General features: G+C 54.0%; 22 protein-coding genes, 1 tRNA gene and 1 other annotated feature. Of the genes, 22 read left to right on the top strand and 1 reads right to left on the bottom strand.

Features of this window, described 5'->3' with window-relative positions; all coding sequences use genetic code 11:
* Positions 1 to 49 precede the first annotated feature (49 nt).
* The 20 genes from racE to DI14_RS14255 all read left to right on the top strand — a co-directional run bounded on the left by racE (position 50) and on the right by DI14_RS14255 (position 21,106).
* Entirely contained in the window at positions 50 to 853 is an 804-nt protein-coding gene (gene racE / locus DI14_RS14350) for a glutamate racemase (protein ID WP_034809774.1), read from the top strand.
* On the top strand, positions 846 to 1,595 hold the full coding sequence (gene rph / locus DI14_RS14345; protein ID WP_034809772.1) for a ribonuclease PH: 750 nt from the start codon (positions 846 to 848) through the stop codon (positions 1,593 to 1,595). The genes racE and rph overlap by 8 nt, the downstream gene beginning before the upstream one ends.
* Positions 1,592 to 2,182: an XTP/dITP diphosphatase gene (locus tag DI14_RS14340; RefSeq protein WP_034809770.1), complete on the top strand. Its 591-nt coding sequence runs from the start codon at positions 1,592 to 1,594 to the stop codon at positions 2,180 to 2,182. The genes rph and DI14_RS14340 overlap by 4 nt, the downstream gene beginning before the upstream one ends.
* A 5-nt stretch (positions 2,183 to 2,187) precedes the next feature.
* On the top strand, positions 2,188 to 2,700 hold the full coding sequence (locus DI14_RS14335) for a metallophosphoesterase family protein (protein WP_034809769.1): 513 nt from the start codon (positions 2,188 to 2,190) through the stop codon (positions 2,698 to 2,700).
* 59 nt (positions 2,701 to 2,759) lie between these two features.
* Positions 2,760 to 2,833, top strand: a tRNA-Arg gene (locus DI14_RS14330).
* A 125-nt stretch (positions 2,834 to 2,958) separates the two neighbouring features.
* Positions 2,959 to 3,861, top strand: coding sequence for a hypothetical protein (locus DI14_RS14325; RefSeq protein WP_034809767.1), 903 nt, complete (start codon positions 2,959 to 2,961; stop codon positions 3,859 to 3,861).
* 88 nt (positions 3,862 to 3,949) lie between these two features.
* Positions 3,950 to 5,242, top strand: a complete 1,293-nt coding sequence (tig, locus tag DI14_RS14320) for a trigger factor (protein WP_034809766.1) — start codon at positions 3,950 to 3,952, stop codon at positions 5,240 to 5,242.
* Between the two features lie 208 nt (positions 5,243 to 5,450).
* Positions 5,451 to 6,719 carry an ATP-dependent protease ATP-binding subunit ClpX gene (gene clpX, locus DI14_RS14315; protein ID WP_034809764.1) on the top strand — a complete coding sequence of 423 codons (1,269 nt, stop codon included), beginning with the start codon at positions 5,451 to 5,453 and terminating at the stop codon, positions 6,717 to 6,719.
* A 70-nt stretch (positions 6,720 to 6,789) separates the two neighbouring features.
* Positions 6,790 to 9,090 (top strand): endopeptidase La, encoded by a 2,301-nt coding sequence (gene lon / locus DI14_RS14310; protein ID WP_034809762.1) that lies wholly within the window; start codon positions 6,790 to 6,792, stop codon positions 9,088 to 9,090.
* Entirely contained in the window at positions 9,090 to 9,686 is a 597-nt protein-coding gene (gene yihA, locus DI14_RS14305; protein ID WP_034809760.1) for a ribosome biogenesis GTP-binding protein YihA/YsxC, read from the top strand. Before lon ends, yihA begins: the two co-directional genes overlap by 1 nt.
* Before the next feature lie 116 nt (positions 9,687 to 9,802).
* Positions 9,803 to 10,972: an AI-2E family transporter gene (locus tag DI14_RS14300; RefSeq protein ID WP_034809757.1), complete on the top strand. Its 1,170-nt coding sequence runs from the start codon at positions 9,803 to 9,805 to the stop codon at positions 10,970 to 10,972.
* A 183-nt stretch (positions 10,973 to 11,155) separates the two neighbouring features.
* On the top strand, positions 11,156 to 12,499 hold the full coding sequence (gene hemA / locus DI14_RS14295) for a glutamyl-tRNA reductase (protein ID WP_034809755.1): 1,344 nt from the start codon (positions 11,156 to 11,158) through the stop codon (positions 12,497 to 12,499).
* 56 nt (positions 12,500 to 12,555) lie between these two features.
* Entirely contained in the window at positions 12,556 to 13,473 is a 918-nt protein-coding gene (gene hemC / locus DI14_RS14290; protein WP_034809752.1) for a hydroxymethylbilane synthase, read from the top strand.
* On the top strand, positions 13,445 to 14,131 hold the full coding sequence (locus DI14_RS14285; RefSeq protein ID WP_235193481.1) for a uroporphyrinogen-III synthase: 687 nt from the start codon (positions 13,445 to 13,447) through the stop codon (positions 14,129 to 14,131). Before hemC ends, DI14_RS14285 begins: the two co-directional genes overlap by 29 nt.
* Positions 14,128 to 15,108 (top strand): porphobilinogen synthase, encoded by a 981-nt coding sequence (gene hemB / locus DI14_RS14280; RefSeq protein ID WP_034809748.1) that lies wholly within the window; start codon positions 14,128 to 14,130, stop codon positions 15,106 to 15,108. The genes DI14_RS14285 and hemB overlap by 4 nt, the downstream gene beginning before the upstream one ends.
* A complete protein-coding gene (hemL, locus tag DI14_RS14275) occupies positions 15,105 to 16,409 on the top strand; it encodes a glutamate-1-semialdehyde 2,1-aminomutase (RefSeq protein WP_034809746.1) in 1,305 nt (434 codons plus the stop codon). The genes hemB and hemL overlap by 4 nt, the downstream gene beginning before the upstream one ends.
* Before the next feature lie 47 nt (positions 16,410 to 16,456).
* Positions 16,457 to 16,676: a binding site (T-box leader), on the top strand.
* Positions 16,677 to 16,731: 55 nt separating this feature from the next.
* Positions 16,732 to 19,383 carry a valine--tRNA ligase gene (locus DI14_RS14270; RefSeq protein ID WP_034809745.1) on the top strand — a complete coding sequence of 884 codons (2,652 nt, stop codon included), beginning with the start codon at positions 16,732 to 16,734 and terminating at the stop codon, positions 19,381 to 19,383.
* Between the two features lie 94 nt (positions 19,384 to 19,477).
* Positions 19,478 to 20,254: a hypothetical protein gene (locus tag DI14_RS14265; protein ID WP_152545918.1), complete on the top strand. Its 777-nt coding sequence runs from the start codon at positions 19,478 to 19,480 to the stop codon at positions 20,252 to 20,254.
* Positions 20,255 to 20,272: 18 nt separating this feature from the next.
* A complete protein-coding gene (locus tag DI14_RS15400; RefSeq protein WP_029595849.1) occupies positions 20,273 to 20,620 on the top strand; it encodes a hypothetical protein in 348 nt (115 codons plus the stop codon).
* Between the two features lie 138 nt (positions 20,621 to 20,758).
* Complete coding sequence (locus DI14_RS14255) at positions 20,759 to 21,106, top strand: hypothetical protein (RefSeq protein ID WP_029595848.1); 348 nt, start codon at positions 20,759 to 20,761, stop codon at positions 21,104 to 21,106.
* A 660-nt stretch (positions 21,107 to 21,766) separates the two neighbouring features.
* Here the strand turns inward: DI14_RS14255 and DI14_RS14250 are convergent.
* A complete protein-coding gene (locus tag DI14_RS14250) occupies positions 21,767 to 23,203 on the bottom strand; it encodes a YdiU family protein (RefSeq protein ID WP_034809743.1) in 1,437 nt (478 codons plus the stop codon).
* Positions 23,204 to 23,311: 108 nt separating this feature from the next.
* On the opposite strand from DI14_RS14250, the gene DI14_RS14245 reads away from it, so the two are divergent.
* Both DI14_RS14245 and DI14_RS14240 read left to right on the top strand, forming a co-directional pair.
* Positions 23,312 to 24,556: a folylpolyglutamate synthase/dihydrofolate synthase family protein gene (locus DI14_RS14245; RefSeq protein ID WP_034809741.1), complete on the top strand. Its 1,245-nt coding sequence runs from the start codon at positions 23,312 to 23,314 to the stop codon at positions 24,554 to 24,556.
* A 44-nt stretch (positions 24,557 to 24,600) separates the two neighbouring features.
* Positions 24,601 to 26,190: a hypothetical protein gene (locus DI14_RS14240; RefSeq protein ID WP_034809739.1), complete on the top strand. Its 1,590-nt coding sequence runs from the start codon at positions 24,601 to 24,603 to the stop codon at positions 26,188 to 26,190.
* Positions 26,191 to 26,209: the final 19 nt, after the last annotated feature.

Here is a 26,209-nt window from a genome sequence, read left to right as displayed (position 1 = left end):
TTGCCGGAACGGCTTTTTTGGTAAGATAGATGGGAATGGAAGTGATCACATGAAACGAGCGATTGGAGTACTCGATTCAGGTGTTGGCGGCTTGACCGTAGTCAAAGAATTGATGCGCCAACTACCGAAAGAAGAAATCATCTACATCGGCGACACGGAGCGGTGCCCGTACGGCCCGCGCCCGCACGACGAGATTGAAGCCTATACATGGGAACTGATTGAGTTCCTGCTCAGCAAGAACGTGAAGATGATCGTCATCGCCTGCAACACGGCGACGGCCGTCGTCTTGAAGGAAGCGCGTAAACGTCTCCATATCCCGGTCATCGGTGTCATCGACCCGGGTGCCCGGGCCGCCGTCAAAGGCACGCGCAATAAACATATCGGCGTCATCGGAACGAAGATGACGGTCGAAAGCAACTCGTACGAGACGGCCCTCCGTCACGTGGCGGGCGAGGTCGACGTCTATTCGCTCGCCTGTCCGCCGTTCGTTCCGCTCGTCGAAGCGGGCGAGCTCGAGGGGGAGCGCGTCCGAACGATCGTCGAAGAGACGCTTCGTCCGCTCCAGCCGTCCGAGATGGATACGCTCATCCTCGGTTGCACGCACTACCCGCTCCTCGCGCCCGTCATTCAAGACGTCGTCGGGCCGGACGTGCACCTCATCTCGTCTGGTGACGAGACGGCGCTCGAAGTGGCGGCCATCCTCGATTTCCAAGAACTCGAGAACGACCTCGATACGGTCCCGACGCATCAGTTTTATGCGACGGGGGACGTCGACATGTTCAACCGGCTCGCGACCGAATGGCTCGGTCTATCCGTCACGGCGGAGAAAGTAGAGGTGTCCCTCAATGCGTAGTGAACGAAAATATGATGAATTGCGTGACGTCGAAATCATTCCGCACGTCAATAAGCACGCCGAAGGCTCGGTCCTCATCTCAATTGGAGACACGAAAGTCATCTGTACGGCGACGGTCGAAGAGCGTGTCCCGAATTTCTTGCGCGGCAAGAAACAAGGGTGGATCAACGCCGAGTATGCGATGTTGCCTCGGGCGACGGGAGACCGGACCGTCCGGGAAGTCGTGCGCGGCAAACAGTCAGGGCGGACGATGGAAATCCAGCGGCTCATCGGCCGTAGCCTCCGTTCGGTCGTCGATTTGGAACGGCTCGGGGAACGCACGATTTGGATTGACTGCGACGTCATCCAAGCCGACGGCGGGACGCGGACCGCTTCCATCACGGGCGGATTTTGTGCGCTCGTCCTCGCGGTCGACGCGCTCATCCGCCAAGGGAAACTGACGGACACGCCGATCAAGGAAGGCGTCGCCGCCATCTCGGTCGGACGGACCGATGCGCTCGTGCTCGACTTGGACTATGAAGAGGATGCAGCGGCCGAGGTCGATATGAACGTCGTCATGACGGCGAGCGGACGCTTCGTCGAAGTGCAAGGCACCGGTGAAGAAGCGACGTTCACCCTACAAGAGATGAACGAGCTGCTTCAACTCGCACAAGGCGGGATTGAGCAGCTGTTCAAAACGGCAGAAGCCGCCCTCGGTGCCTCATGGTGGTACGTCGGCGAACAGATGGAGGAAACGACATGAAGTTGATTGTGGCAACACATAACCCAGGAAAAGTGAAAGAGTTGGAGGCGATGTTGACGCCGCTCGGGTTCGAGGTCGAGTCGCTCTTAGACTACCCCGACGCGCCGGAGACGGACGAGACCGGTACGACGTTCGAAGCGAACGCTGAACTGAAGGCGACGGAAGCGGCACGTTATTTCGGACAGGCGGTCCTCGCGGACGATTCAGGACTTGAAGTCGATGCGCTCGACGGGGCACCGGGGATTTACTCGGCCCGCTTCGCCGGACCGGAGAAATCCGATGCGGCCAACAACGCACTGTTGTTAGAGAAATTGAACGGGGCGACCGATCGTACGGCTCGCTTCGTCTGTGCCCTTTGCCTAGCGAAACCGTCGGGCGAGACGTTGACGGTACGCGGGACGCTCGAAGGGACGATCGGCTATGCACCGCATGGCGAGAACGGTTTCGGGTACGACCCGCTCTTCATCGTCCCGTCGCTCCATAAGACGGCGGCGGAACTCGAGCGGGACGAGAAGGCGGCGGTCAGTCACCGCGGTCAAGCGTTACGGAAGTTGGAGGCAGAAATCATTTCGTTCATGGAAGGGTGAGCCGTATGCGTTTTCTAATTGTCAGTGACAGTCACGGATTGACAGAAGAACTATTGAGCATCTTCAACCGGCACGAACAAGAGATTGATGACGCGTTCCATTGCGGGGACTCGCAGCTCGCACTCGTCGATGAGCACTTGCTCCCGTATCGGACCGTACGCGGCAACTGCGATTTCGGTGGCGACTTTCCGCTCGAACGCGTCGAGGCGACGCCGGCCGGGACGATTCTCATCGTCCACGGTCATCACCATGACGTGAAGTACGACTTGAACCGATTGCGCTACCGGGCCGAGGAGGTCGGGGCGAGCGTCGTCTTGTTCGGCCACTCCCACGTCGCCGGGGCGTTGATTGAGGACGGGATTGTATACATCAACCCGGGTTCGATTCGGATGCCGCGCGGTCGCAGTGAGAAGACGTATGCGCTCCTCGACCTTGAGAACGGAGCGGCCTCGGTCCGGTTCTATCAATCGGAAGACGGCTCGGCTGTACCGGACCTCGACGTGAGCGGAAAGCTGTGACGGAATGAAAAGAAGGAATTGACAGCAAACCATTTTTCTATTATAGTTTTCTTGTCAATGTCCCAATAGCTCAGCTGGATAGAGCAACGCCCTTCTAAGGCGTCGGTCGGGGGTTCGAATCCCTCTTGGGACACTTCCATTTAAAATAGAGATAGCCTCCACGGGGGCTGTCTCTTTTTTCGTTTTTCATGGGAATGATTTGACATTCCACTCGATCCTAAGGAAGATGGAGAAGAGTGGAAGAAAGGGTGTGGGGAGATGGATCAAAACCAGCAGTATCCGTTTCCGGGGAACTGGACACGACTTCAAAAGATGGTGAAAGAAGCCGACATGGCCGGGGAGCGGCAACGCATCGAACCGATTCTATGGGAATGGTATGAACAGTTAAGCGGTGACGTCTACTTGTTCATGGAAATCTTTCAATGTCTGATGGAACGTCCGGACGAGCCGGAGACGCTCGAACGACTCGAGGAGCTCGTCACGACGCAGATGGAGACGTCGGAGCGGCCGGAGACGTGCGGCCTTCAAATCGCCCAATATTACATAATGCGCGATCAACCGTTCGAGGCGGCCCATTGGATTGAAAAATATTTGAGTGTCCAAGACGGCGACAACGTCAACACGCAGGCGTATCAAGTGCTTCAAGTGTTGAAACTGACGGAGTTCCCGGCGGCGATCGCGAAGTTGAAGCGGACGCTCCATCAAGGGAGCACGGCCGAGCAGATCGAGATGCTCGCACACGTTCATTTCAATATCGACGACGTGCTTGATAACGTGTTGAAGGCGTACCTCCTCGAGGACCGGCCGAAAGTGATTAAAGTGATGGTGCTCGAGCGGGCAATCGCGGAACTTGAGACGATTGAATGGACCGACCGTGGGGAACGATACGTGTATGACCGTACCGAGGCGAGCACGTTCGCGCGCGAATGGGGCTTCACGTATGGTGATTTGCAAAAACGGTTTTATGGGGACGAGATCGCGACGCAGCTGTCGACGAACTATTGTTACGTCCATTACCCGTTCGTGCCCCATCTCGCCGATGAGCTCGAACCGGCCATCGTCGAGGCGAAACGGGCGATGTTGAACGCGATGGAAGCGAACGGTCTTGCCGGGGAAATACTTGAGGCGGACGCCTCGTTCACACGGTCACTCCTCGACTAAATCGTTGTGTGCTCGTGTCGGATTTATGCTATAATACGGATTGTTGTACATTCTTGTACGTATAAACGAATTGTTGGAGGGACTTAGCATGACAGCAAAATGGGAAAAAACATCAGGTAGCCAAGGCGTACTCACGTACGAAGCACCTGCAGAAGCTTTTGATAAAGCAGTCGACGCAGCATTCAAAGACGTCGTCAAATCATTGAACGTGCCTGGCTTCCGTAAAGGGAAATTGCCACGCCCAATGTTCAACAAAATGTACGGGGAAGAGGCGCTCTACCAAGACGCACTCGACATCCTCTACCGTGACACGGTTCAATCTGCAGTCGAAGAAGCTGGTTTCGAACCAATCGCACTCGAAAACATCGATGTAGACGGCACGCTCGAAAAAGGCAAGCCTGTAACGTTCAAAGTAACGTTCGTTGTTGAGCCTGAAGCTGAGCTTGGCGAATACAAAGGTCTCGAGTACGAAGCTGTTGAAACAACAGTCACTGACGAAGAAGTCACAGCAGAACTTGACGCGCTTCAACAGCAAGGCGCTGAGCTTGCTGTTAAAGAAGGCGCAATCGAAAACGGCGATACAGCTGTCTTTGATTTCGCAGGTTTCGCTGATGGCGAGCAGTTCGAAGGCGGCACAGCTGAGAACTACACGCTTGAAATCGGATCAGGCCAATTCATCCCTGGCTTCGAAGAGCAAATGGTCGGCATGACAGCTGGTGAAGAAAAAGACGTTGAAGTAACATTCCCTGAAGAGTACCACGCTGACAACTTGGCGGGTAAACCAGCGACATTCAAAGTCAAGCTTCACGAAGTGAAAGCGAAGCAAGTACCTGAGCTCGACGACGAGTTCGCAAAAGACATCGACGAGTCAGTATCTTCACTCGACGAGTTGAAAGCGAAAATCCGTGAGCGTTTAGAAGCTGGCAAGAAGCAAGAAGCAGACGGCACGATGCGCGACCAGCTCGTTGAACAAGCGACTGCAAACGCGACAATCGACGTACCTGCAGTTCTCGTCGAGCAAGAAGTAGACCGCATGGTTCAAGAGTTCGGTACGCGTGTATCTTCACAAGGCATCGACCTCAACATGTACTTCGAACTCACAGGAACTTCTGAAGACGCAATGCGCGAAGAGATGAAAGAGCAAGCAGAAGAGCGCGTAAAAGCTCGTCTCGTCTTGAAAGCCATCGCTGAGAAAGAAGCAATCGAAGTGTCTGACGAAGATGCTGAAAAAGAGCTCGAAGAAATGTCTAAGCTCTACAACATCGCACCAGACCAACTCCGCACGATGCTCGCGCCACAAGGCGGAATCGAGACACTTAAAGGTGACCTCAAGTTCCGTAAAGCAATCGACATCCTCGTTGAAAACGGGAAAGCGAAGTAATCGGATCGAAAGGACGGCTGCCGCGCAGTCGTCCTTTTTTCGTCACGACACTTTGCATGTGTTAATCTTTGATGAAGTGATTTGTTCATGCTACAATTATTGCAACGCAGAGATGTAAATGTCTTTTCACGGTGCAAGTCGCACCGGAAAATACAAATAGGCGATTTATCGCACTTACATCCATTTCCATTCAGAAGGGGTGTACCGAATGTTCAAATTTAACGAGGAAAAGGGGCAACTCAAGTGCTCGTTTTGCGGAAAATCGCAAGAACAAGTCCGTAAATTAGTCGCCGGTCCTGGCGTATACATTTGTGACGAATGTATCGAACTGTGCAATGAAATCGTCGAGGAAGAGCTCGGTGTGGAGGAAGAAGTCGAATTCAAAGACATCCCGAAACCACAAGAGATTCGCAACATCCTTGATGAGTATGTCATTGGTCAAGACCGCGCCAAACGTGCGCTTTCGGTAGCTGTCTACAACCACTATAAACGCATCAACGCCGGCGGCCGTTCGGACGATGTCGAACTTTCGAAGTCGAACATCGTGATGATCGGACCGACTGGTAGCGGTAAGACGCTTCTCGCTCAGACGATGGCACGCGTCTTGAACGTCCCGTTCGCAATCGCGGACGCGACGAGCTTGACAGAGGCAGGTTACGTTGGGGAAGACGTCGAGAATATCTTGCTCAAGTTGATTCAATCGGCCGACTACGACGTCGAAAAGGCTGAGAAGGGCATCATCTATATCGATGAAATCGATAAGATTGCCCGCAAGTCGGAAAACCCATCGATCACGCGTGACGTATCGGGTGAAGGCGTTCAGCAGGCACTTCTTAAAATCTTGGAAGGTACGGTCGCGAGTGTCCCGCCACAAGGTGGTCGCAAGCATCCGCATCAAGAGTTCATCCAAATCGATACGACGAACATCTTGTTCATCGTCGGCGGCGCGTTCGCCGGCATCGAAGCGGTCGTCAAACGCCGCATCGGGAAGAAAGTCATCGGTTTTGGGAACGACCAAGAGAACCGCGAGTTGACGCAAGAAGACTTGCTCGCCCGTGCGCTTCCGGAAGACCTTCAGAAGTTCGGGTTGATTCCTGAATTCATCGGTCGTTTACCGGTCATGGCGACGCTCACGACGCTTGACGAAGAAGCGCTCGTCGAGATTTTGACGAAGCCGAAGAACGCCCTCGTTCGTCAGTACGAGAAAATGCTCGAACTCGACGACGTCGAACTCACGTTCACAGACGAGGCGTTGATTGAAATTGCCAAACTTGCGATTAAACGTAAGACTGGCGCACGCGGTCTCCGCTCGATTATCGAAGAAATGATGCTCGATGTGATGTTCACCGTCCCATCGCGCGACGATATCGAGAAAGTCATCATCACGGATGAAACGATTACGGGTCTTGCCGGTCCGAAATACGTCCTCCGCGATGGCACTGTCGAACAGACGGGCGACAACAAAGAGACAGCATAACTTTTAACGTAAAAGGCTCAAACACTCGGCACATCCGAGTTTTGGGCCTTTTTGCACAGGAGGCGTTGTAATGGAACAATTACCAATCCTTCCTTTGCGTGGAGTCGTGGTCTATCCGCTGATCGGAGTGACGATCGATGTCGGACGTCCGCTCTCCTTACGGGCACTCCTTGCCGCAAAGGAACACGAGACAGATTTGATTGTCGTGACCCAAAAAGAGACAGGCAAAGAATCACCTGAGCAGGAAGATTTATATGCGATCGGGACGCGCGTCCACATCGCCAAGATGAGCGAGTTGTCGAACGAGACGGTACGGGTCCGCCTCGTCGGGAAAGAACGCGTCAAAATCAATGCGATTGATGAGACGAAGGAAGGCTGGTTCGCCGACGTCGAGCCGCTCGAACTCGTCGAAGGCGAAGAAGTCGAACGGACGGCACTCGTCCGGTTGTTGAAAGAACAGTTCGGCAAACTCGTCGGGTCGATTAAAGGGTTGTCGCCGGACGAACGGCGCCGTTTCGAGATGTATGAGCGGCTCGAGTCGCTCACCGACTACATCGCTTCGAAGCTCGACATCGATGTCGACCTCCGCCAAGCGATGCTCGAAGAGCCGGACGCCGTGAAGCGCGGGCTTGAGCTACTTGAGATCATGACGCATGAAGTCGAGATCATCGAGCTCGAGCAAGAGTTGCGTGAACGGACGAAGAAGACGATCGAGCAGGCGCAAAAAGAGTACTATTTACGTGAGCAGATGAAGACGATTCAACAAGAACTCGGTGACCAGTCGCAAGACTCAGAACCGAACCGTCTCCGTGAGAAGCTCGAGGCGATCGACTTGCCTGAGACGACACGGAAGAACGTCATGCGCGAAGCCGAGCGGTTGAACGTCGTACCGGCGACCTCGCCAGAGTATGCCGTCATTCGCAACTATCTCGACTGGGTCGTCTCGCTCCCGTGGGGCATCGAAACGGAAGACAAACTCGACGTCAAACACGCGGCCGACGTCTTAGACGACGACCATTACGGGCTCGAGTCGGTGAAAGACCGCATCCTCGAGTACTTGGCCGTCCGCCAATTGACGAACTCGCTCCGCGGCCCGATCCTCTGTTTATCTGGACCTCCCGGGGTCGGGAAGACGTCGCTCGCCCGCTCGATCGCTTCGGCGCTCGAACGGCATTTCGTCCGTGTCTCGCTCGGCGGGGTGCGGGATGAGGCCGAGATTCGCGGTCACCGCCGGACATATATCGGCGCGATGCCGGGTCGAATCATTCGTGGCTTGAAGCAAGCCGAAAGCAAGAACCCGGTGTTCTTGCTCGACGAGATTGACAAGATGGCGTCCGACTTCCGGGGTGACCCGGCGTCAGCGATGCTTGAAGTGCTCGACCCAGAACAGAACGTCTCGTTCTCGGACCACTATATCGAGGAGCCGTTCGACTTGTCGAACGTCCTCTTTATCGCGACGGCGAACGACGTGTCGCAAATCCCGGCACCGCTCCTTGACCGGATGGAACTCATTCAAATCGGCGGCTACACCGAGCTCGAGAAAGTCGAGATTGCGAAGCGCCACTTGATTCCGAAACAATATAAAGAGCACGGGTTGAAAAAAAGCCAGCTGACGATTAAAGAGGACGCGCTCTATGAGGTCGTCCGTCGCTACACGCGTGAGGCCGGTGTCCGGAACCTAGAACGCGTCATCGGTTCGCTCTGCCGGAAAGCAGCGAAACAGATTGCCATCGGCGAGAAAAAACGCGTCACGATCTCGTTGAAGAAACTGAGTGACTATCTCGGGAAACCGAAGTATCGCTACGGGAAAGGTGAGACGGAAGACTCGATTGGAGCCGTCACGGGCCTCGCGTACACGGCGTTCGGGGGCGATACGCTCACGATTGAAGTGGCGCTCGCACCAGGCAAGGGCAAGCTCCAGTTGACGGGTAAACTCGGCGACGTCATGCAAGAATCGGCACAGACGGCGTATAGTTACGTCCGTGCCAACGCCGAACGGTTCGGCATCGACCCGTCGTTCTATGAACGGCAAGACGTGCATATCCACGTCCCAGAAGGTGCCGTCCCGAAAGACGGTCCATCGGCCGGCATCACGATTGCGACCGCGCTCATCTCGGCATTGACAGGCAAGAAAGTCCGCCGCGACATCGGCATGACCGGAGAAATTACGCTCCGGGGCCGTGTGTTGCCAATCGGCGGATTGAAAGAAAAGGCGCTCGCCGCACATCGGGCCGGACTCACGACCATCGTGATTCCGCACGACAACGAGCGCGACATCGACGACATTCAAGACACGGTCCGTGAGAAACTGACGTTCGTGCCTGTGACGACGCTCGATCAAGTACTAGACGTAGCATTTGGAGGAAACTAATGAAAATCACTAAAGCAGAATTTATCACGAGCGCCGTCGCGCCTGACCATTACCCGGTACATGAATTGCCAGAAGTGGCGCTCGCCGGACGCTCGAACGTCGGGAAGTCGTCGTTCATCAACAAGATTTGTCAGCGTAAGGCGCTCGCGCGGACGTCATCAAAGCCTGGGAAGACGCAGACGCTCAACTTCTTCAACATCAACGACGAAATCATGTTCGTCGATGTCCCGGGCTATGGCTACGCGAAAGTGTCGAAGACCGAACGCGAGAAGTGGGGCGTCATGATGGAGCAATATTTGACGACGCAACAGGCACTCCGTGGTGTCGTGCTCTTAGTCGACATCCGTCATGAGCCGACCGGCGACGATGTGACGATGTACAACTTCTTGAAGCATTACGACATTCCGGTCATCGTCGTCGCGACGAAGCTCGATAAAATCAAGAAGAGCCAGCGTCAAAAACACGAGTCGGCCGTCAAACGCAAGCTTCAGTTCGACCCGTCCGACCGGTTCGTCGCCTTCTCGGCGGAGACGGCAGAAGGAAAAGACGAGGCGTGGAAAGCGATTTACGACTTGTTGACACGCGAAGACGACTGAACGAGGCGAGGGGATTCCCTCGTCTTTTTTGTTTTCATGGTTACCGGAGCGGGTATTTATCGTATAATTGTCTACATATATTGTTAGGACAAGAGAATATTGAACGAGGTGGAAGGATGCATATTATGTTTGGAAACAAATGGTACCGCGCATTATTTTGGACGTTGACGATTTTCTTGGTCATCTGGGTCGGGACACAGATCTCATTCGTGTTCGAACCGGTGAAAGTAATCCTGGCGCTCGTCACGGTACCGCTCATCATTGCTGGACTATTCTTTTATTTTCTCGTCGGCATCGTCGACTACTTGGAGAGACGTTCCGGGAAACGCGGTGTATCCGTCGCCATTACCTTGACGTCACTCCTGCTCATCATCACAATCGTCTTCAGCGTGCTCGGGCCGCTCCTCGTCGAGCAAGTGACGTCACTCGTGAACGCCTTGCCGAGCATCGCGAAAGAGTTGCAGGTGCAAATCTTCGCCGTTCGGGACTCGCTCATGGAAAACGAGTTCTTGTCACGATTCGTCAATGAGAACGATGACATGTTCACCGAGTTCACGAACAACGTCACGGCGTACCTAGGGGACATCTTCGGCAACGTCGCCTCATCGGTCGGTCGTCTCGTCGGCTTCATCACGTCGGCCGTCATCACCATCGTCGTCATTCCGTTCATGCTCATCTATATGCTCCTTGACGGGAAGCGTCTTCCGGACTCGATCGTCAAATGGTTGCCGAAGAGCTATGAGACCGAGACGCGCAAAATCTTGAACGACATGCACACGACGGTGAAGAACTATGTGCACGCACAACTGCTCGTCGCGTTCTTCGTCGGCATCACGTCGCTCATCGGGCTTTGGATCGTTGGGGTCGATTACGCGATTCTGCTCGCCCTCTTCATGATGGTCACGAACATTATCCCGTACGTCGGTCCGTTCCTCGGTGCCGCGCCGGCCGTCGTCGTCGCTTTCATCCAAGAGCCGATTATGGCCGTCTGGGTCATCATCGTCATCATCGTCGTACAGCAGATCGAGTCGAACGTCATCTCGCCGCTCATCCAAGGGAAATCCCTCAAAGTGCACCCGCTTACGATTATCATCGTGTTGCTCGTCGCGGGGAATCTCGCCGGCATCATCGGGATGCTCATCGCCGTGCCGACGTATGCGGTGGCGAAAGTCGTCGTCCAAAATATCGTCCGCATCTATAAGTTGCGGGAGCATAAGCAATACTTGGAGGCCGAAGAAGAAAAATCGGAAAGTGCGATTATCACCGATCCTTCCGGGTTGAAATGACGAAAAAAGTAGAAATGGCTTCGTTGTCCGTTTCTACTTTTTTTCGTCACAAAAAGTTCTTATTTTTTTCAGGAATATCAAACAGAAGATTATAGTTCCCAGATAAGAACTGTTATAATGTACGGTAGAGATTGAAATAGAAAAGACAACCGTCGATGGATTTTGGATGAGGGGAAGAGATACATGCATATTGTCGTCGTTGGACTGAATAACAAGACAGCCCCTGTCGCGATTCGGGAGCAGTTCTCGTTTGGGGAGCAAGAAATCGTGGATGCGATGATTGCACTTCGCGAAGAGAAGAGCATTTTCGAGTCGGTTATTTTGTCTACGTGTAACCGGACCGAGCTATACGTCGTCACCGACCAGCTCCATACGGGACGTTATTACACGAAACGTTTTTTGGCCAACTGGTTCGACCTTGAGATGGACCAGTTCACGCCATACTTGTCGATTCGTGAAGGTGAAGAGGCGATTCGCCACTTGTTCCGCGTCACGTCTGGGCTCGATTCGATGATCATTGGGGAAACACAGATTTTAGGGCAAGTGAAGTCGAGCTTCTTCCGTGCGCAAGAGAACGGCACGACAGGGACAGTATTTAACAAACTGTTCAAAGAAGCCGTCACGCTCGCCAAACGGGCTCATACCGAGACGCAAATTGGGGAAATGTCGGTATCGGTAAGCTCGGCAGCGGTCGCACTCGCGCAAGAGATGTATACGTCACTTGACGACAAGCAAGTCGTTGTCGTCGGTGCCGGCGAGACGGGCGAGTTGACGACGCTCAACTTATTCGAGGCTGGGGCGAAACAAATCGCCGTCTTCAACCGGACCGAGAGCAAGGCGAAAGCGGTCGCGGACAAGTTCAAAGGCCGGGCCCATTCGATTCGTGAGATTGCCTGCGGTCTGCTCGATGCGGACATTTTAATCAGCTCGACGGGCGCGAAGCAAGCCGTCATCGAATATGATGACGTGGCGGCAGCGCAACTGCTCCGCCGTGAACGTCCGCTCTTGTTGATTGACATTGCCGTACCGCGAGATATCGATCCAGCGGTACGTGCGCTTCCGGGTGTCCACTTGTTCGATGTCGACGACTTGAACGGCATTGTCAACAAGAACTTGGCGGCCCGCCTCGTCGAAGCCGAGAAAATTGAAGTGAAGATTGACGCTGCGATTCACGAGTTCCAGGCATGGCTCGTCACGCTCGGCGTCGTGCCGATCATGAACGAGTTGCGCGGCCGCGCGCTCACGATTCAAGAGGAGACGATGGAGAGCCTCGAGCGTAAGCTCGACCATTTGTCGGACCGTGACAAAAAGGTCATTGGCAAGCATATGAAGTCAATCATTAACCAGATGCTTCGCGAACCGATTGACTATATTAAAGACGCAGCCGCTCAGCCGGATGCGAACACACGCATCAACCAGTTCGTCGAGACGTTCGGTCTCGATGTCGACATCCCTGACGCCGAACCGGAAACGGAAGAAGCCGAAGCGATGTCAGCTAAAGCACCACTACGCGCTTTAATGCGCTAATACAAAATCAAACAGGCGGCGAATCTCGTCGCCTTTTTCTATGAAGGAGACCAATCATGCGTAAAATCATTGTCGGCTCACGCCGTTCCCAACTCGCGATGACACAGACGAAATGGGTCATCGAGCAATTGAAGAAAGCTGGCGCACAAAACGAGTTCGAGATTAAAGAAATCGTGACGAAAGGTGACCAAATCGTCGACGTCCAGTTATCCAAAGTCGGCGGAAAAGGGTTGTTCGTCAAAGAGATTCAACAACAGATGCTCGACGGTGACATCGATTTTGCGGTCCACAGCATGAAAGACGTCCCGGCCGAACTTCCGGAAGCGCTCTACATCAGCTGTATGCCAAAGCGCGTCGACGCGCGTGACGTCCTCATCTGTGAGAACGGCCATACGCTCGAGACGCTCCCGGAAGGTGCGATTATCGGGACGAGCTCGCTCCGTCGCGGCGCGCAAATGCTCGCGGCGCGCCCGGACTTCGAGATTCAATGGATTCGCGGCAACATCGACACACGACTAAAAAAACTCGAGACGGAAAACTTCAACGCCATCTTGCTCGCCAAAGCCGGGCTTGAGCGCATGGGGTGGACGGACCGTGTCGACTTCGAAGCGCTCGACCCAGACATGATGGTCCCGGCCGTCGGCCAAGGCGTGCTCGCCATCGAGAGCCGGAAAGACGACGCTGAAGTGACGGCGGTCTTACAACTGTTACACGATGACGTGACGGCGAAAGCGGCGACGGCCGAGCGGACGTTCTTAAAGGCGATCGAAGGGAGCTGCCACGTGCCGGTCGGTGGTTACGCGACGGTCGACGGGGACGATGTGACGCTCACCGGGCTCATCGCCTCGGTCGACGGGAAAGAAGTGCTCCGCGTGACGAAGACGTCGAAGGATGAAATCGCACTCGGTCAAGACGTGGCGAACGAACTCCTCGGACGTGGCGGACGTGAGATTCTCGCCTCGGTCGATGTGTGACGTCTGGTACACAGGGACAAAACGATTGACCGCTTCGCAACGGGCTACGCTCGAGGCGAGCGGTCTTTCCGTTCATCACGTCCCGCTCATCGAGACGAGATTGACCGATGCACCGTTACCGACGCATGCGTTCGACTGGCTCGTCGTCACGAGCCAGACAGCCGTACCGGCGCTGACGGACGTCCCGCGCGACGTCCGGGTCGCCGCCGTCGGCGAGAAGACGAAACAAGCGCTCGAACGAGTTGGCTTCACCGTCTCGCTCATGCCGGAGACGTATACGGGCGAGGCGCTGTTCCACGAGTTGGCCCACGTCGTCAAACCGGACGAGACCGTCGTGTTCGCCCGGGGCGACTTGGCGAACACGGACCATATGAAGCGACTCGACCACGTCGTCGACTGGGTCGTCTATGAGACGGTCGGTCGTGACTTGACCGAGGCGGAAGTCGAGGCGCTCGAACGCGTCAACGCACTTCTCGTCCTCAGCCCGTCCGCCGTGCGGGCAATTACGCCATACCTCGACCGTTTCCATGGGACGTGGTACGCCATCGGCGAAGTGACCGAGCGCGCCGTCCGGGAAGTGTCGTCATTACCGGTCCGCGTGCCTGAGTGTTATACTATGGATGCATTAATACAGTGTGTAGGGGAGGATTTTTCATGAACCAGTTCGACCGTCACCGTCGCCTTCGTTCATCGAAGTCGATGCGTGCACTCGTACGTGAAAACCATGTTCGGAAAGAAGATTTGATTTACCCGCTCTTCATCATCGAAGGGACAAATATTAAGCGTGAGGTCAGTTCGATGCCTGGCGTCTTCAACTTCTCGCTCGACCGTCTCGAGGACGAGATCAAAGAGATTGTCGACCTCGGCATTCAATCGGTGCTCTTGTTCGGCGTGCCTGAACATAAAGACCCGGAAGGTACGGAAGCGTATCACGACCACGGCATCGTCCAAGAAGCGATCCGCAAAGTGAAGCAGTGGGCGCCTGAACTCACGGTCGTCGCCGATACGTGCCTCTGTGAATATACGTCAACGGGCCACTGCGGCATCGTGAAGAACGGGGACGTCGATAACGACGCGTCACTGCCGCTTCACGTGCAGACGGCGATCACGCAAGCGCAAGCGGGTGCAGACATCATCGCGCCGAGCTCGATGATGGACGGCTTCGTCGCATCGATTCGGGAAGGGCTTGATCAAAACGGGTTCAGTCATATCCCGATCATGAGTTACGGCGTCAAGTACGCATCGGCGTATTATGGACCGTTCCGTGACGCGGCCCAGTCGGCACCAGGTGAAGGTGACCGGAAAGGCTATCAGATGGACCCGGCCAACCGCCGCGAGGCGTTCCGTGAATCACAATCGGACGTCGAGCAAGGCGCCGACTTCATGATCGTCAAACCGGCGCTCGCGTTCATGGACATCATCCGTGACATGCGCGACTCGCTCGATATGCCGATCGTGGCGTATAACGTGAGCGGAGAGTACGCCATGGTCAAAGCAGCGGCCTTGAACGACTGGGTCGACGAACAACGCATCGTCATGGAGACGATGGTCGGCTTCAAACGGGCCGGCGCGGACCTCATCGTCACGTATTTCGCAAAAGACGTCTGTCGCTATTTGGAAGGAGATTACGCATGACCTACAAACAAACACGCTCAGAAGCGGCGTTCGAACAAGCACGTCCGCTCATGCCGGGCGGGGTGAACAGCCCGGTCCGTGCCTATAAATCAGTCGGCATGACGCCAATCTTCGCCGAACGCGGTGAAGGATCACGCGTCTACGACATCGATGGCAACGAATATATCGACTACGTCCTCTCATGGGGACCACTCATCCTCGGCCACCGTGACCCGGTCGTCACGAAGGCGATTCAAGAGCAAGCCGAGAAAGGCTGGACGTTCGGGACACCGACCGAGCTCGAGACGAAGATGGCGGAACTCGTCATCGACCGCGTCCCGTCCATCGAGATGGTGCGTATGGTCAACTCGGGTACGGAAGCGACGATGGCGGCGCTCCGCCTCGCACGCGGTTACACGGGCAAGACGAAGATCTTAAAGTTCGAAGGTTGCTACCACGGTCACGGCGACTCGCTCCTCATCAAGGCGGGATCGGGTGTCGCGACGCTCGGCCTCCCGGACTCGCCGGGCGTGCCGAAAGAGCTCGCGAGCCACACGCTCACGGTGCCGTATAACGACTTAGAAGCGGTCCGCGTCGCGTTTGAGAAGTACGGCGACGACCTCGCGGGTGTCATCGTCGAGCCGGCTGCGGGCAATATGGGTTTCGTGCCACCGCAGCCTGGTTTCCTCGAAGGACTCCGTGAGATCACGGAACGAAACGGCGCGCTCCTCATCTTTGACGAGGTCATGACCGGCTTCCGTGTCGGCTACAACTGTGCCCAAGGCTACTTCGGTGTGACGCCGGACTTGACGTGCCTCGGGAAAGTCATCGGCGGCGGTCTTCCGGTCGGCGCGTACGGCGGGAAACGCGAGATCATGGAACAAATTGCGCCGCAAGGACCGATTTACCAGGCGGGCACGCTCTCAGGAAACCCGCTCGCGATGATCGCCGGCTACACGACGCTATCGCAACTCAAGCCTGAGCACTACGCCGAGTTCGAACGCAAAGCGGACCGTCTCGCCGAAGGCTATACGAAAGCAGCCGAGAAGTATAATATCCCGCACGACACGAACCGAGCCGGATCGATGTTCGGCTTCTTCTTCACGAACGAGAAAGTGACGAACTTCGAGAAGGCGAAATCGGCCAACCTCGAGATGTTCCGCTCGTATTATCAGAAGATGGCGGCGCGCGGCGTGTTCTTGCCACCGTCACAGTTCGAAGGATTGTTCCTCTCGACCGTTCACACGGACGAAGATATCGACTTGACGCTCGCAGCGGTCGACGCGACGTTCAAAGAGCTGCAACAAGAGTTTTCATTGTAATCTTGACGGAACCATCTTCTGTCGCTACAATTGTTTAACAGATACGATTAAAAGCTACGATGAGGAATAGTACGCAATCAACATCCATTTTCAGAGACGCGGCCGCTTGGTGCGAGGCCGCGAAGGATGGTGCGGAAGTCGCCTCGGAGCTGACCTTTTGAACGAAGTAGGAAGGTCCGGTCCATCGACCGTTATTCGATTTTGAGGGCGCCACAAGTGGCGAACTAAGGTGGTACCGCGGAAGATACGGCTTCTTTCGTCCTTAGCGTTAAGGACGAGAGTAGCCGTTTTTTTGTCCACATTATTAGAGGAGGTTGGGCATATGACCAACGAGACAAACGAAATCACCATGCCGACGAAGTACGATCCAAGTGCGACGGAAGCGAAATGGTATGACTACTGGTTAGAGAACGACGTATTCAAAGCAGACGAGGACGATTCAAAACAGCCGTATACGATCGTCATCCCGCCACCGAACGTAACGGGGAAACTTCACCTCGGACACGCGTGGGACACGACGCTCCAAGATTTATTGACGCGCCTCAAGCGCATGCAAGGCTATGACGTCCTTTGGCTCCCGGGGATGGACCATGCCGGCATCGCGACGCAGGCGAAAGTCGAACAGAAGCTCCGTGAGGACGGCATCATGCGCTACGACCTCGGACGTGAGAAGTTCCTCGAGAAGACGTGGGAATGGAAAGACGAGTACGCCGATACGATCCGTGCCCAGTGGTCAAAACTTGGTCTCGGTCTCGATTACTCACGTGAGCGCTTCACGCTCGACGAAGGACTCTCGAAAGCGGTCCAGGAAGTGTTCGTCCGCCTCTATGAGAAAGGCTTGATTTACCGTGGCGAGTATATCGTCAACTGGGACCCGGCGCAAAAGACGGCCGTCTCGGATATCGAAGTCATCTATCAAGAAGTCGAAGGCGCGTTCTACCACATGAAGTATCCGCTCGCTGATGGCTCAGGCCACATCGAGATCGCGACGACGCGTCCGGAAACGATGCTCGGCGATACGGCCGTTGCCGTTAACCCGAAAGATGAGCGTTACGCGCACCTCGTCGGCAAGACGATCATGCTTCCGGTCATGAACCGCGAGATTCCGATCGTCGCTGACGACTACGTCGACATGGAGTTCGGTACAGGTTGCGTCAAGATCACACCGGCGCACGACCCGAACGACTTCGAGATCGGGAACCGCCACGAGCTCCCGCGCATCCTCGTCATGGACGAAGGCGGCAAGATGAACGAGAATGCTGGCAAGTACGAAGGGCTCGACCGTTTCGAATGCCGCAAGCAACTCGTCAAAGACCTAGAAGCAGACGGCACGCTCGTCAAGATCGAGCCACACACGCACTCGGTCGGTCACTCGGAACGTTCAGGCGCAGTCATCGAGCCTTATCTTTCGAAACAGTGGTTCGTCGACATGGAGCCGCTCGCGAAAGCAGCGCTCGAAGCGCAAGGACATGACGATACGAAAGTCAACTTCGTCCCAGAGCGGTTCGAAGGCACATACCTCCGTTGGATGGAGAACATCCGTGATTGGTGTATCAGCCGCCAACTCTGGTGGGGTCACCGCATCCCGGCTTGGTACCACAATGAGACAGGTGAGATTTATGTAGGTAAAGAAGCACCGGCGGACAGTGAGAACTGGCATCAAGATGAAGACGTGCTCGACACATGGTTCTCGTCAGCGCTTTGGCCGTTCTCGACGATGGGCTGGCCGGATACGGACTCGGCAGACTTCAAACGTTACTTCCCGACGAGCGCGCTCGTCACGGGTTACGACATCATCTTCTTCTGGGTATCTCGCATGATTTTCCAATCGCTCGAGTTCACTGGGAAGCAGCCGTTCAACGACGTGCTCATCCACGGTCTCATCCGCGACTCGGAAGGCCGCAAGATGTCGAAGTCGCTCGGTAACGGCGTCGACCCGATGGAAGTCATCGACCAATACGGCGCGGACTCGCTCCGCTGGTTCCTCCTTACGGGATCGACACCAGGGAACGACCTTCGTTTCTATTGGGAGAAAATCGAATCGACATGGAACTTCGCGAACAAGATTTGGAACGCGAGCCGTTTCGCCCTTATGAACATGGACGGCATGAAGTATGAGGAGATCGATTTGTCAGGTGAGAAGACGCTCGCTGACAAGTGGATTCTCACTCGCTTGAACGACACAATCGACCAAGTGACACGTCTCGTCGACAAGTATGAGTTCGGCGAAGCCGGCCGTTACTTGTACAACTTCATCTGGGAAGAGTTCTGTAACTGGTACATCGAGATGGCGAAACTCACGCTCTACGGTGAGGACGAGGCTGCGAAAGCGACGACGCGTTCAGTGCTCGCGTACACGCTCGACTCAATCATGCGTCTCATGCATCCGTTCATGCCGTTCCTCACAGAGGAAATCTGGCAGCACTTGCCGCACGAAGGCGACTCGATTGTCCGTGCGAGCTACCCGACACGCCGCGACGAGCTCCACTTCGCGGACTCGGTACCAGCGTTCGAAGCGGTCATGAACGTCATCCGTTCGGTCCGTAACATCCGTTCGGAAGTGAACGCCCCAATGTCGAAACCGATTCAGCTCTTCATCTCGACGTCGGATGAGGCGACACAAGATTACTTGAGTGCGAACGAAACGACAATCGGCAAGTTCACGAACGCGACCGAGCTCGAAATCGGACGTGGCTTGACGGCTCCTGATAAGTCGATGTCAGCCATCATGACGGGTGCGGAACTGTTCATCCCACTCGCTGACCTCATCAACTTTGAGGAAGAAATCGCCCGTCTTGAAAAAGAAGTGGCGAAGTACGAGAAGGAAGTCGAGCGCGTTCAGAAGAAACTCGGCAACCCAGGCTTCACTGGCAAGGCACCGGCTCACGTCATCGACGAAGAGAAGGCGAAAGAGAAAGACTACCTCGACAAACGTGACGCAGTCCGCGCCCGTTTGGAAGAGTTGCGTAAATAATGAATCAACCTTCTTTGGAGACTTGTTCTCCGAAGAAGGTTTTTTTGTCGTTTGGTGGAATTTAGGAGAGGAGACGATATAAAGGTGGTGTGACATGAGACGAATCGGAATGATGTTAAGTTTGGCAGTTATGGGACTGAGTGGGTGTGTGGCGGAACGAGCTGAACCGATCGAACCGACGGAATCAGGAGTGACAATTAATGAAAGTGCAGAAGAGACGTCTTCCAAGGATATTCCCGTAACGACGGACAAAGAAGTGTTCGGCTCGATGATTGAGGACGTGCCAAAAGGGACCGTTCGACTAGTTGATGCGGTCACGGCCCAATACACACTTCAATATACAGATGGCACGTCCGAGCGACCAGCGAGAGACGGTGTAATCTATGAAACCGTCATCGATGATCTCGGGCTCATTGCCATTAAGTTACCAAACCGCGACGATTCGTTCGGCGTATTCAACTATTCACGGGACGAGGAGTGGGGGTTGCACGGGATTCAAAACTTTACGATTCCCGAGGCGGCCGAAAAAGTCCGACACGGGTTGGACTTGCCTGAAGAAGAGCTGTTTGTCGCCAACTTCGAGATGAGTCAGCTCGAGCGGCCGGTGGAGATGTGGACGTTGTATGATGAGACGCAATGCATCACGATTTTAGTGACCGATGCGTCCAGTGTGGCCGACGGAGAATTGATTGACCGGCGAGACGATTCAAATGAGCGGTATCGCTTGAATCAACCGGAAGGGAACGGCTTGTTTTACGTAGACCAGGGCAAGCTCATCGTCGTGACGGGCAATGTGTCGGAAGAGGTGTTGCTCGACCTTTCGGACTCGCTACCGGAGGCGTGGTCGGTGGATTTTCCAATTAAAGAATAAATTGAAGCAGGCGAAAGGATGAGTTCTAATTTGCCAGTGCACGAATTTGATTTATGGGAACGAACATTGAAAGCACCTACACGTAATCCAGATTATAATGGCTACACTGAGGTTGATGATGATTTTATCCAAGAGCTTATGGAAGCGTGCTCGATTATGCGGACCTATTTTCATTCGTATCATCGTCCTGATCTCGGGCTGGATTATTACGGAATTACCCTCATCCCAAACGAATCGTTATCGATGTTTTATGACATCGTCACGCAGTCACGTGTATTCCATCGTTCAGAAGAGTTGAGCGATTTGGCGAGTCTCATCATTCAAGCCGAACGCGAAGGCAAAGACTTGGTTCATTTTGGGATTTAACGGACTAAGAAAATAATTATACATTGCCATTCGTTACATAGACTCTCATTGAGAATGCGTGTTAGGAACGTAGGTCGAAACTTGGTTAAGTCGATGAAGGTATTTAAAGTGTACATATTTTTACAGGGAGGGATGGCCATGCCATACACGCACGAATTCGGTGTATTGGATTCAACAAATCGTCAATCATCATATGATACGTATACACCTGAACACTTCGATTGTGTCTCGGTGGATGGGGAGTGGGTGGATGAGTTTATCGAGGAGCTGAACGAGATGCGCACGTATTTCCACTCCTATGACCGTCCTGGATTCGGATTAGACGAATGCGGGATCACGCTCATTCCATATGAGTCACTGGCGCTGTTCTATCAAGTCGTCAAAGCGATGATGTACACGCATGAGTCGGAACAACTGAATCGACTTATTTCCAAAATCACACAAGCCCAAGTAGACAAGAAGGACATGATTCATTTCGGACTATGAGTCTATAGAAAAGAACAACCCCGAGCATCGTCATCGATGTTCGGGGTTTCGTTTGCGTTCGATGTAGATTATGCCAAATACAGTGGCGGCAAACAAAACATGCAAGAGGAGCGGTTGAGGATAACCAATGCGGAATAGGTGCATGGCATAGACGACATAAAGGATGCTTCCGAATCCTAGCAAGACGGAATAAAGAACCTTCATACGTCTTCTTCCTCCGGTTCTGTCCAAAACGGAAGACGACCGGTTGTCACGAAATACGAGAACGTGAGCAGGACGCCGATTGCGAGTCCAGTTACTTGCGGCTGAATCGGCTGACCCGTAAATGACAGATAAAACTGTAGACGAGATAGGACGTGGATAAGCCGATGATTGCCATGAGCAAGATAGTCATCTTCATTTCGATTCATTCCATTCAAGGTTATTCAAATGTCTCATCAAGGTGGAAAAGGAAACAGCAAAGAAAAAGGCAGGCATTAGCCAGGCCCAGTCATCTATGAATGGTCCTTGCAATAGCTCGATTGACATCAAGCAGGCAAACCCTAACGAAATGAGTGAAGTGAGTAGAAGCATGTTGAACCTCCTAAAAGTGATGTTATCCACTTTACGTTCGAACATAAAAAAGGTTCCAAAAAAACCATCCTGCCGAAGCAGAATGGTTCATGTGCCACAGAATGTCTGATACGGATACGTCCGTGGCGGTCCTGGTGAGACGTAGCGTCCATAGTCGGCTTCGTAATCGTACGGCTTTCGCAATACGTCGAGCAGTGCATGGGTCGGACCGAAGTCACCGCGTTCGGCTGCCATGAGGGCGGCCTCGACATGATGATTGCGTGGAATGACGGCCGGGTTATGCTGACGCATGAGCCGGATAACGTCCTCATCAGGAAGACCTTGCTCCCCGAGGCGTTTCTGCCAAGCGGACAGCCACGCCTTGCCGTCGTCCTGTTTAGCAAAAACGAGCGCGTCCGTGTCGCCGAGTGTGAGCGCGCGGAACGTGTTTGTGAAGTCAGCCTCAGACTCCATCATGAGTCGGAGCAGTTCGTCCGTCAGTGCATCGTCGCCATCTTTTCGGACGTAGAGCCCGATTTTATGGGCGAGGCCAGTAAAGTATGCTTCTTTATACGTTTCCGTGTAGTCGTTCAACAGTTTATTGGCGATATCGACGGCGGTTTCTTGCGTGTCAGCGAGGAGCGGCAACAGCGTCTCGGCGAGGCGGGCCAAGTTCCACGACCCGATATACGGCTGATTCGCATAGGCGTAGCGTCCCTCGCGGTCGATGGAGCTGAAGACGGTGTTCGGGTGATACGTATCCATGAATGCACATGGTCCGTAATCAAGACCTTCACCGCTGATGAACGTGTTATCCGTGTTCATGACGCCGTGGATGAATCCGACGAGTTGCCAATCCGCGATGAGCTTCGCTTGGCGGGTGATGACGCGGCCGAGGAACTGTTCATAGCGGTCCGGTTGTCCTGCAAGGTCAGGGTCGTGGCGCTGAATCGCATAATCGGCGAGCGCAACGACGTCATCGATTGATCCGGCCGCGGCGGCGTATTGGAACGTACCGACACGTAAATGGCTTGCCGCGACGCGCGTCAGAACGGCGCCGTGCTTCGGTCCTTGGCGCATGATCGGCTCACCGGTCGTGACGACGGCGAGCGCCCGGTTCGTCGGGATGCCGAGCGAGTGCATCGCCTCACTGATGAGGAATTCACGCACCATCGGACCGACGGCGGCCCGTCCATCACCGCCACGCGAGTACTCGGTCGGGCCCGAGCCTTTCAATTGAACGTCGACACGCTTTCCGTTCGGTGCGACGTGTTCTCCGAGCACGAGCGCCCGTCCGTCACCGAGCATCGTGAAATGGCCGAACTGATGACCAGCATACGCTTGAGAGAACGATGTGTCGGTCTGACGATTCCCGGCGAAGAGTGCGACGTCTTGAGACGTTTCGGCGTCGAGACCGAGCGTCTTGGCGAGTGCTTCGTTCCACAGGACGAGTTCGGGCTTGTCGACCGGATGGACCGGTCCCCGGTCGTAAAAAATGTCACGGAGATCGAGGTAGGTCGCCTCGAAGTTCCAACTGTTGGTCATAGTAATTCCCCCTTCTTCGCCTCGAGTATAGCACAGCCGATTCCTTGCATAGCGCTTCGCGAATTTTGGTAAGATGAGAGGGAAGTGTGAAAACAGGAGTGATGGAAGATGGAGACGAGACAAGACGTATTGGAATGGCTGAACGGGCAGCTACGGTTCGGGATTAAGCCCGGGCTCGAACGCATCGAGTGGATGCTGAACGCACTACGAATCAAGGAGTTACCGTCGATTCACGTGGCGGGGACGAACGGGAAAGGGTCGACGGTCGCCTTCTTGCGGGCCATGGCGATGAAACAGGGCTTGAACGTCGGGACGTTCATCTCGCCATACATCATCCAGTTCGAGGAGCGAATCATGTTGAACGGGGAACCGATTCGAGAAGAGGACCTCGTCCAAATCGCCAACCGGGTCCGTGACTGTGCGAGCTCGTCACCGGAGACGTTGACGGAGTTCGAGCTGCTGACCGTCATGGCGTGGCTCTATTTCCACGAGCAACAGCCCGACCTCGTCATTTGGGAAGTCGGGCTCGGAGGACGCCTCGACTCGACGAACGTGTTGACGCGACCGCTCGCGACGGTCATGACGTCGATTGGACATGATCATCAAGGGATTCTCGGCGACACGCTCGAAGAGATTGCCCTCGAGAAGTTCGGTATCATGAAGTCGAGTGTGCCGATGTTCCATAGCTTGACGGAGAAGCGGTTGATTGAGTTGCTCGAACAACAAGGGGAGACGATGGATGCGCCGATTCACGACGTCACGCCGCTCGTCTCATCCGTAGAGGATGGGGCCGACACGGTCGTCACGTATGATGGGATGCCTCCGGTGACAATCGGATTGACCGGACACCATCAAGCGTATAACGGAGCGTGTGCTGTCGCCGTCGCGCGCCATCTCGGCTGGAGAACAGAGGCGATTCAAGCAGGACTCGAATCGGCGCAACATCCGGGGCGTTACGAGCTGATTTCGAGACAGCCTCGTATCGTGCTCGACGGGGCGCATAACGCGGAAGGCGTCGCCGCACTCGTCGAACAGCTGAAACTTGAGCGTGACGTGACCGTCCTCGCAGCCATTCTCGCTGACAAGGACCGCGAAGCGATGGTCGCGTCGCTCCAGATGGTGGCAGATGTCTATGAGACGACGTTCGATTTCCCACGTACCCGGACGAAAGAAAGTCTAATTGCCGACGGGGCCCGTTACGTGGACTGGGAAGAATGGTTGGCTGCGTGGCTGGAGACACCCAAATCCGAGACGCTCGTCGTGACCGGGTCGCTCTACTTCATCAGTGAAGTCAGAACCTATTTCCAAAGTTTGAAAAAAACCACTTGTGAACAGGAAGAAAAAGGGGTATGAATTAACTGAAGAAGTGTGATGACAAACCGACTGGAGGCACAACGATGAAGAGGCAGCTAAGATCCAAGTACGGGTTCCTCATAGTGGTAGGGATGATTCTATTGTTGTTCGCATATACGTCAACGTTTGCGAATAACGGGAACGGAAGAGGAAATGGGAACAATAACAATAACGGCAATAATGGTAACGGGAATGGAAACAAACAGGGCATTGTTTTTCAAACGGATATTAAAGATGAGACAATTCGAACAGTTACACCAGAAGCTGTGCTTGTAGGGGACAGTTTTGATTTGACATATGACTTGTCATTGAATAACATTCTTGATTTTACAAACGGTCCGAATATCAATTCTTACAAGTATGTAGAATGGGCTGTGACAATTGAAGAGACAATTCCAGAAGGATTATCTGCAGTCGTAACTCCTTCAACAGCTCATAATTTAAATTTCGATCCTAAAACACGTCTCTTAACGGGGACAATCAATGTACTCTGTGGAAAGAAAAACTCCGGACTTGAATCTTGTAACGAATATAAGAATGCAGCGTTCTCAGACCTTATCACCATCAAATTGATTGCAGAAAAACCAGGTAGTTATACGTTCGAGAATGGGCGATACGCTTATTCGCTGGAAGCTGATCATTCTGGAAACGGGAGCGGTGCACAGAAACACGATCGCTCGTTCACAGATGCGGGAAGCGACTTTACTAAAACGACGGTAACAGTAGAAGAACTGAAAATCAATGTTCCAAGTGAAACGACGATTTATTTGGGAAATTCAAAAACGGTAGAAGCTAGCTTATCGACTGTGAAAGCGGCGATTCCACCAAACGCGAAACTCACATGGGAAATTGATAAGTCCAGTTTCGTAAATCAATCGAATTCAACGAATCAAAGTGTTACGTTAAAAGCGTTGGATGCGGGTGAAGCGAATGTGAAGGCCGTCTATGAATACGCGAACGGACAAAAAGTTAAATCAAACAACATGAAAGTAGTCGTCAAACTACCTGATTTATCATTAACTACCAATGATCAAGAACTTTGGGTCTACAAAAACGAATCAGGAACGTTGGTAAAGCAACAAGCTTTATTGACATTGGAACAATTGGTAGAAGATAAACGAGCACTTACCAATCCGCTTGCCGTGACGTGGGACGTTGATTCGACCGCCTTGAAAATTCTTTCTAGTCAGAACACGTCCGCGACCGTACAAGCCGAACATGGTAGTACGAGCAACGTTTCTGTCATCGCAAAATTGAAGGATTATATCGGACAGACGATGCCTGTCTTGATCAACGTGAAAGAGTACCCACAAAAAGTCTCGACACCGAACGTCATTCTATACATGACAGACAGCCCATACAGCTATCCGGTCAAATTCTGGCCTGAGACGGCAAACGTGACAGGTTACGGCCTGACTGTACTTGAAGGAACGGATGTTATGACCGCAAAAGATGGCGTATTGACACTCTTGAAGCCAGGTATCGCGAAAGTCGGACTGGTCACGGAGGACGTCAGTGCATCATTTAAAGCAGGAGAAGGACCGAAAATCATCAGCCAAACGTTCTACGTCCGGGTCAAAGCCGGCACGGATCCGAACCCAGGAACCGAAGATCCGTCTGGCGATTTCTATTAATCTCAATCATAGAAAAGAG

The organism is Exiguobacterium sp. AB2, assembly GCF_000696055.1.
Taxonomy (GTDB): domain Bacteria; phylum Bacillota; class Bacilli; order Exiguobacteriales; family Exiguobacteriaceae; genus Exiguobacterium; species Exiguobacterium alkaliphilum.
Note: the sequence above shows the minus strand (reverse complement) of the source record. Positions and strands in the feature narration are given on the sequence as shown.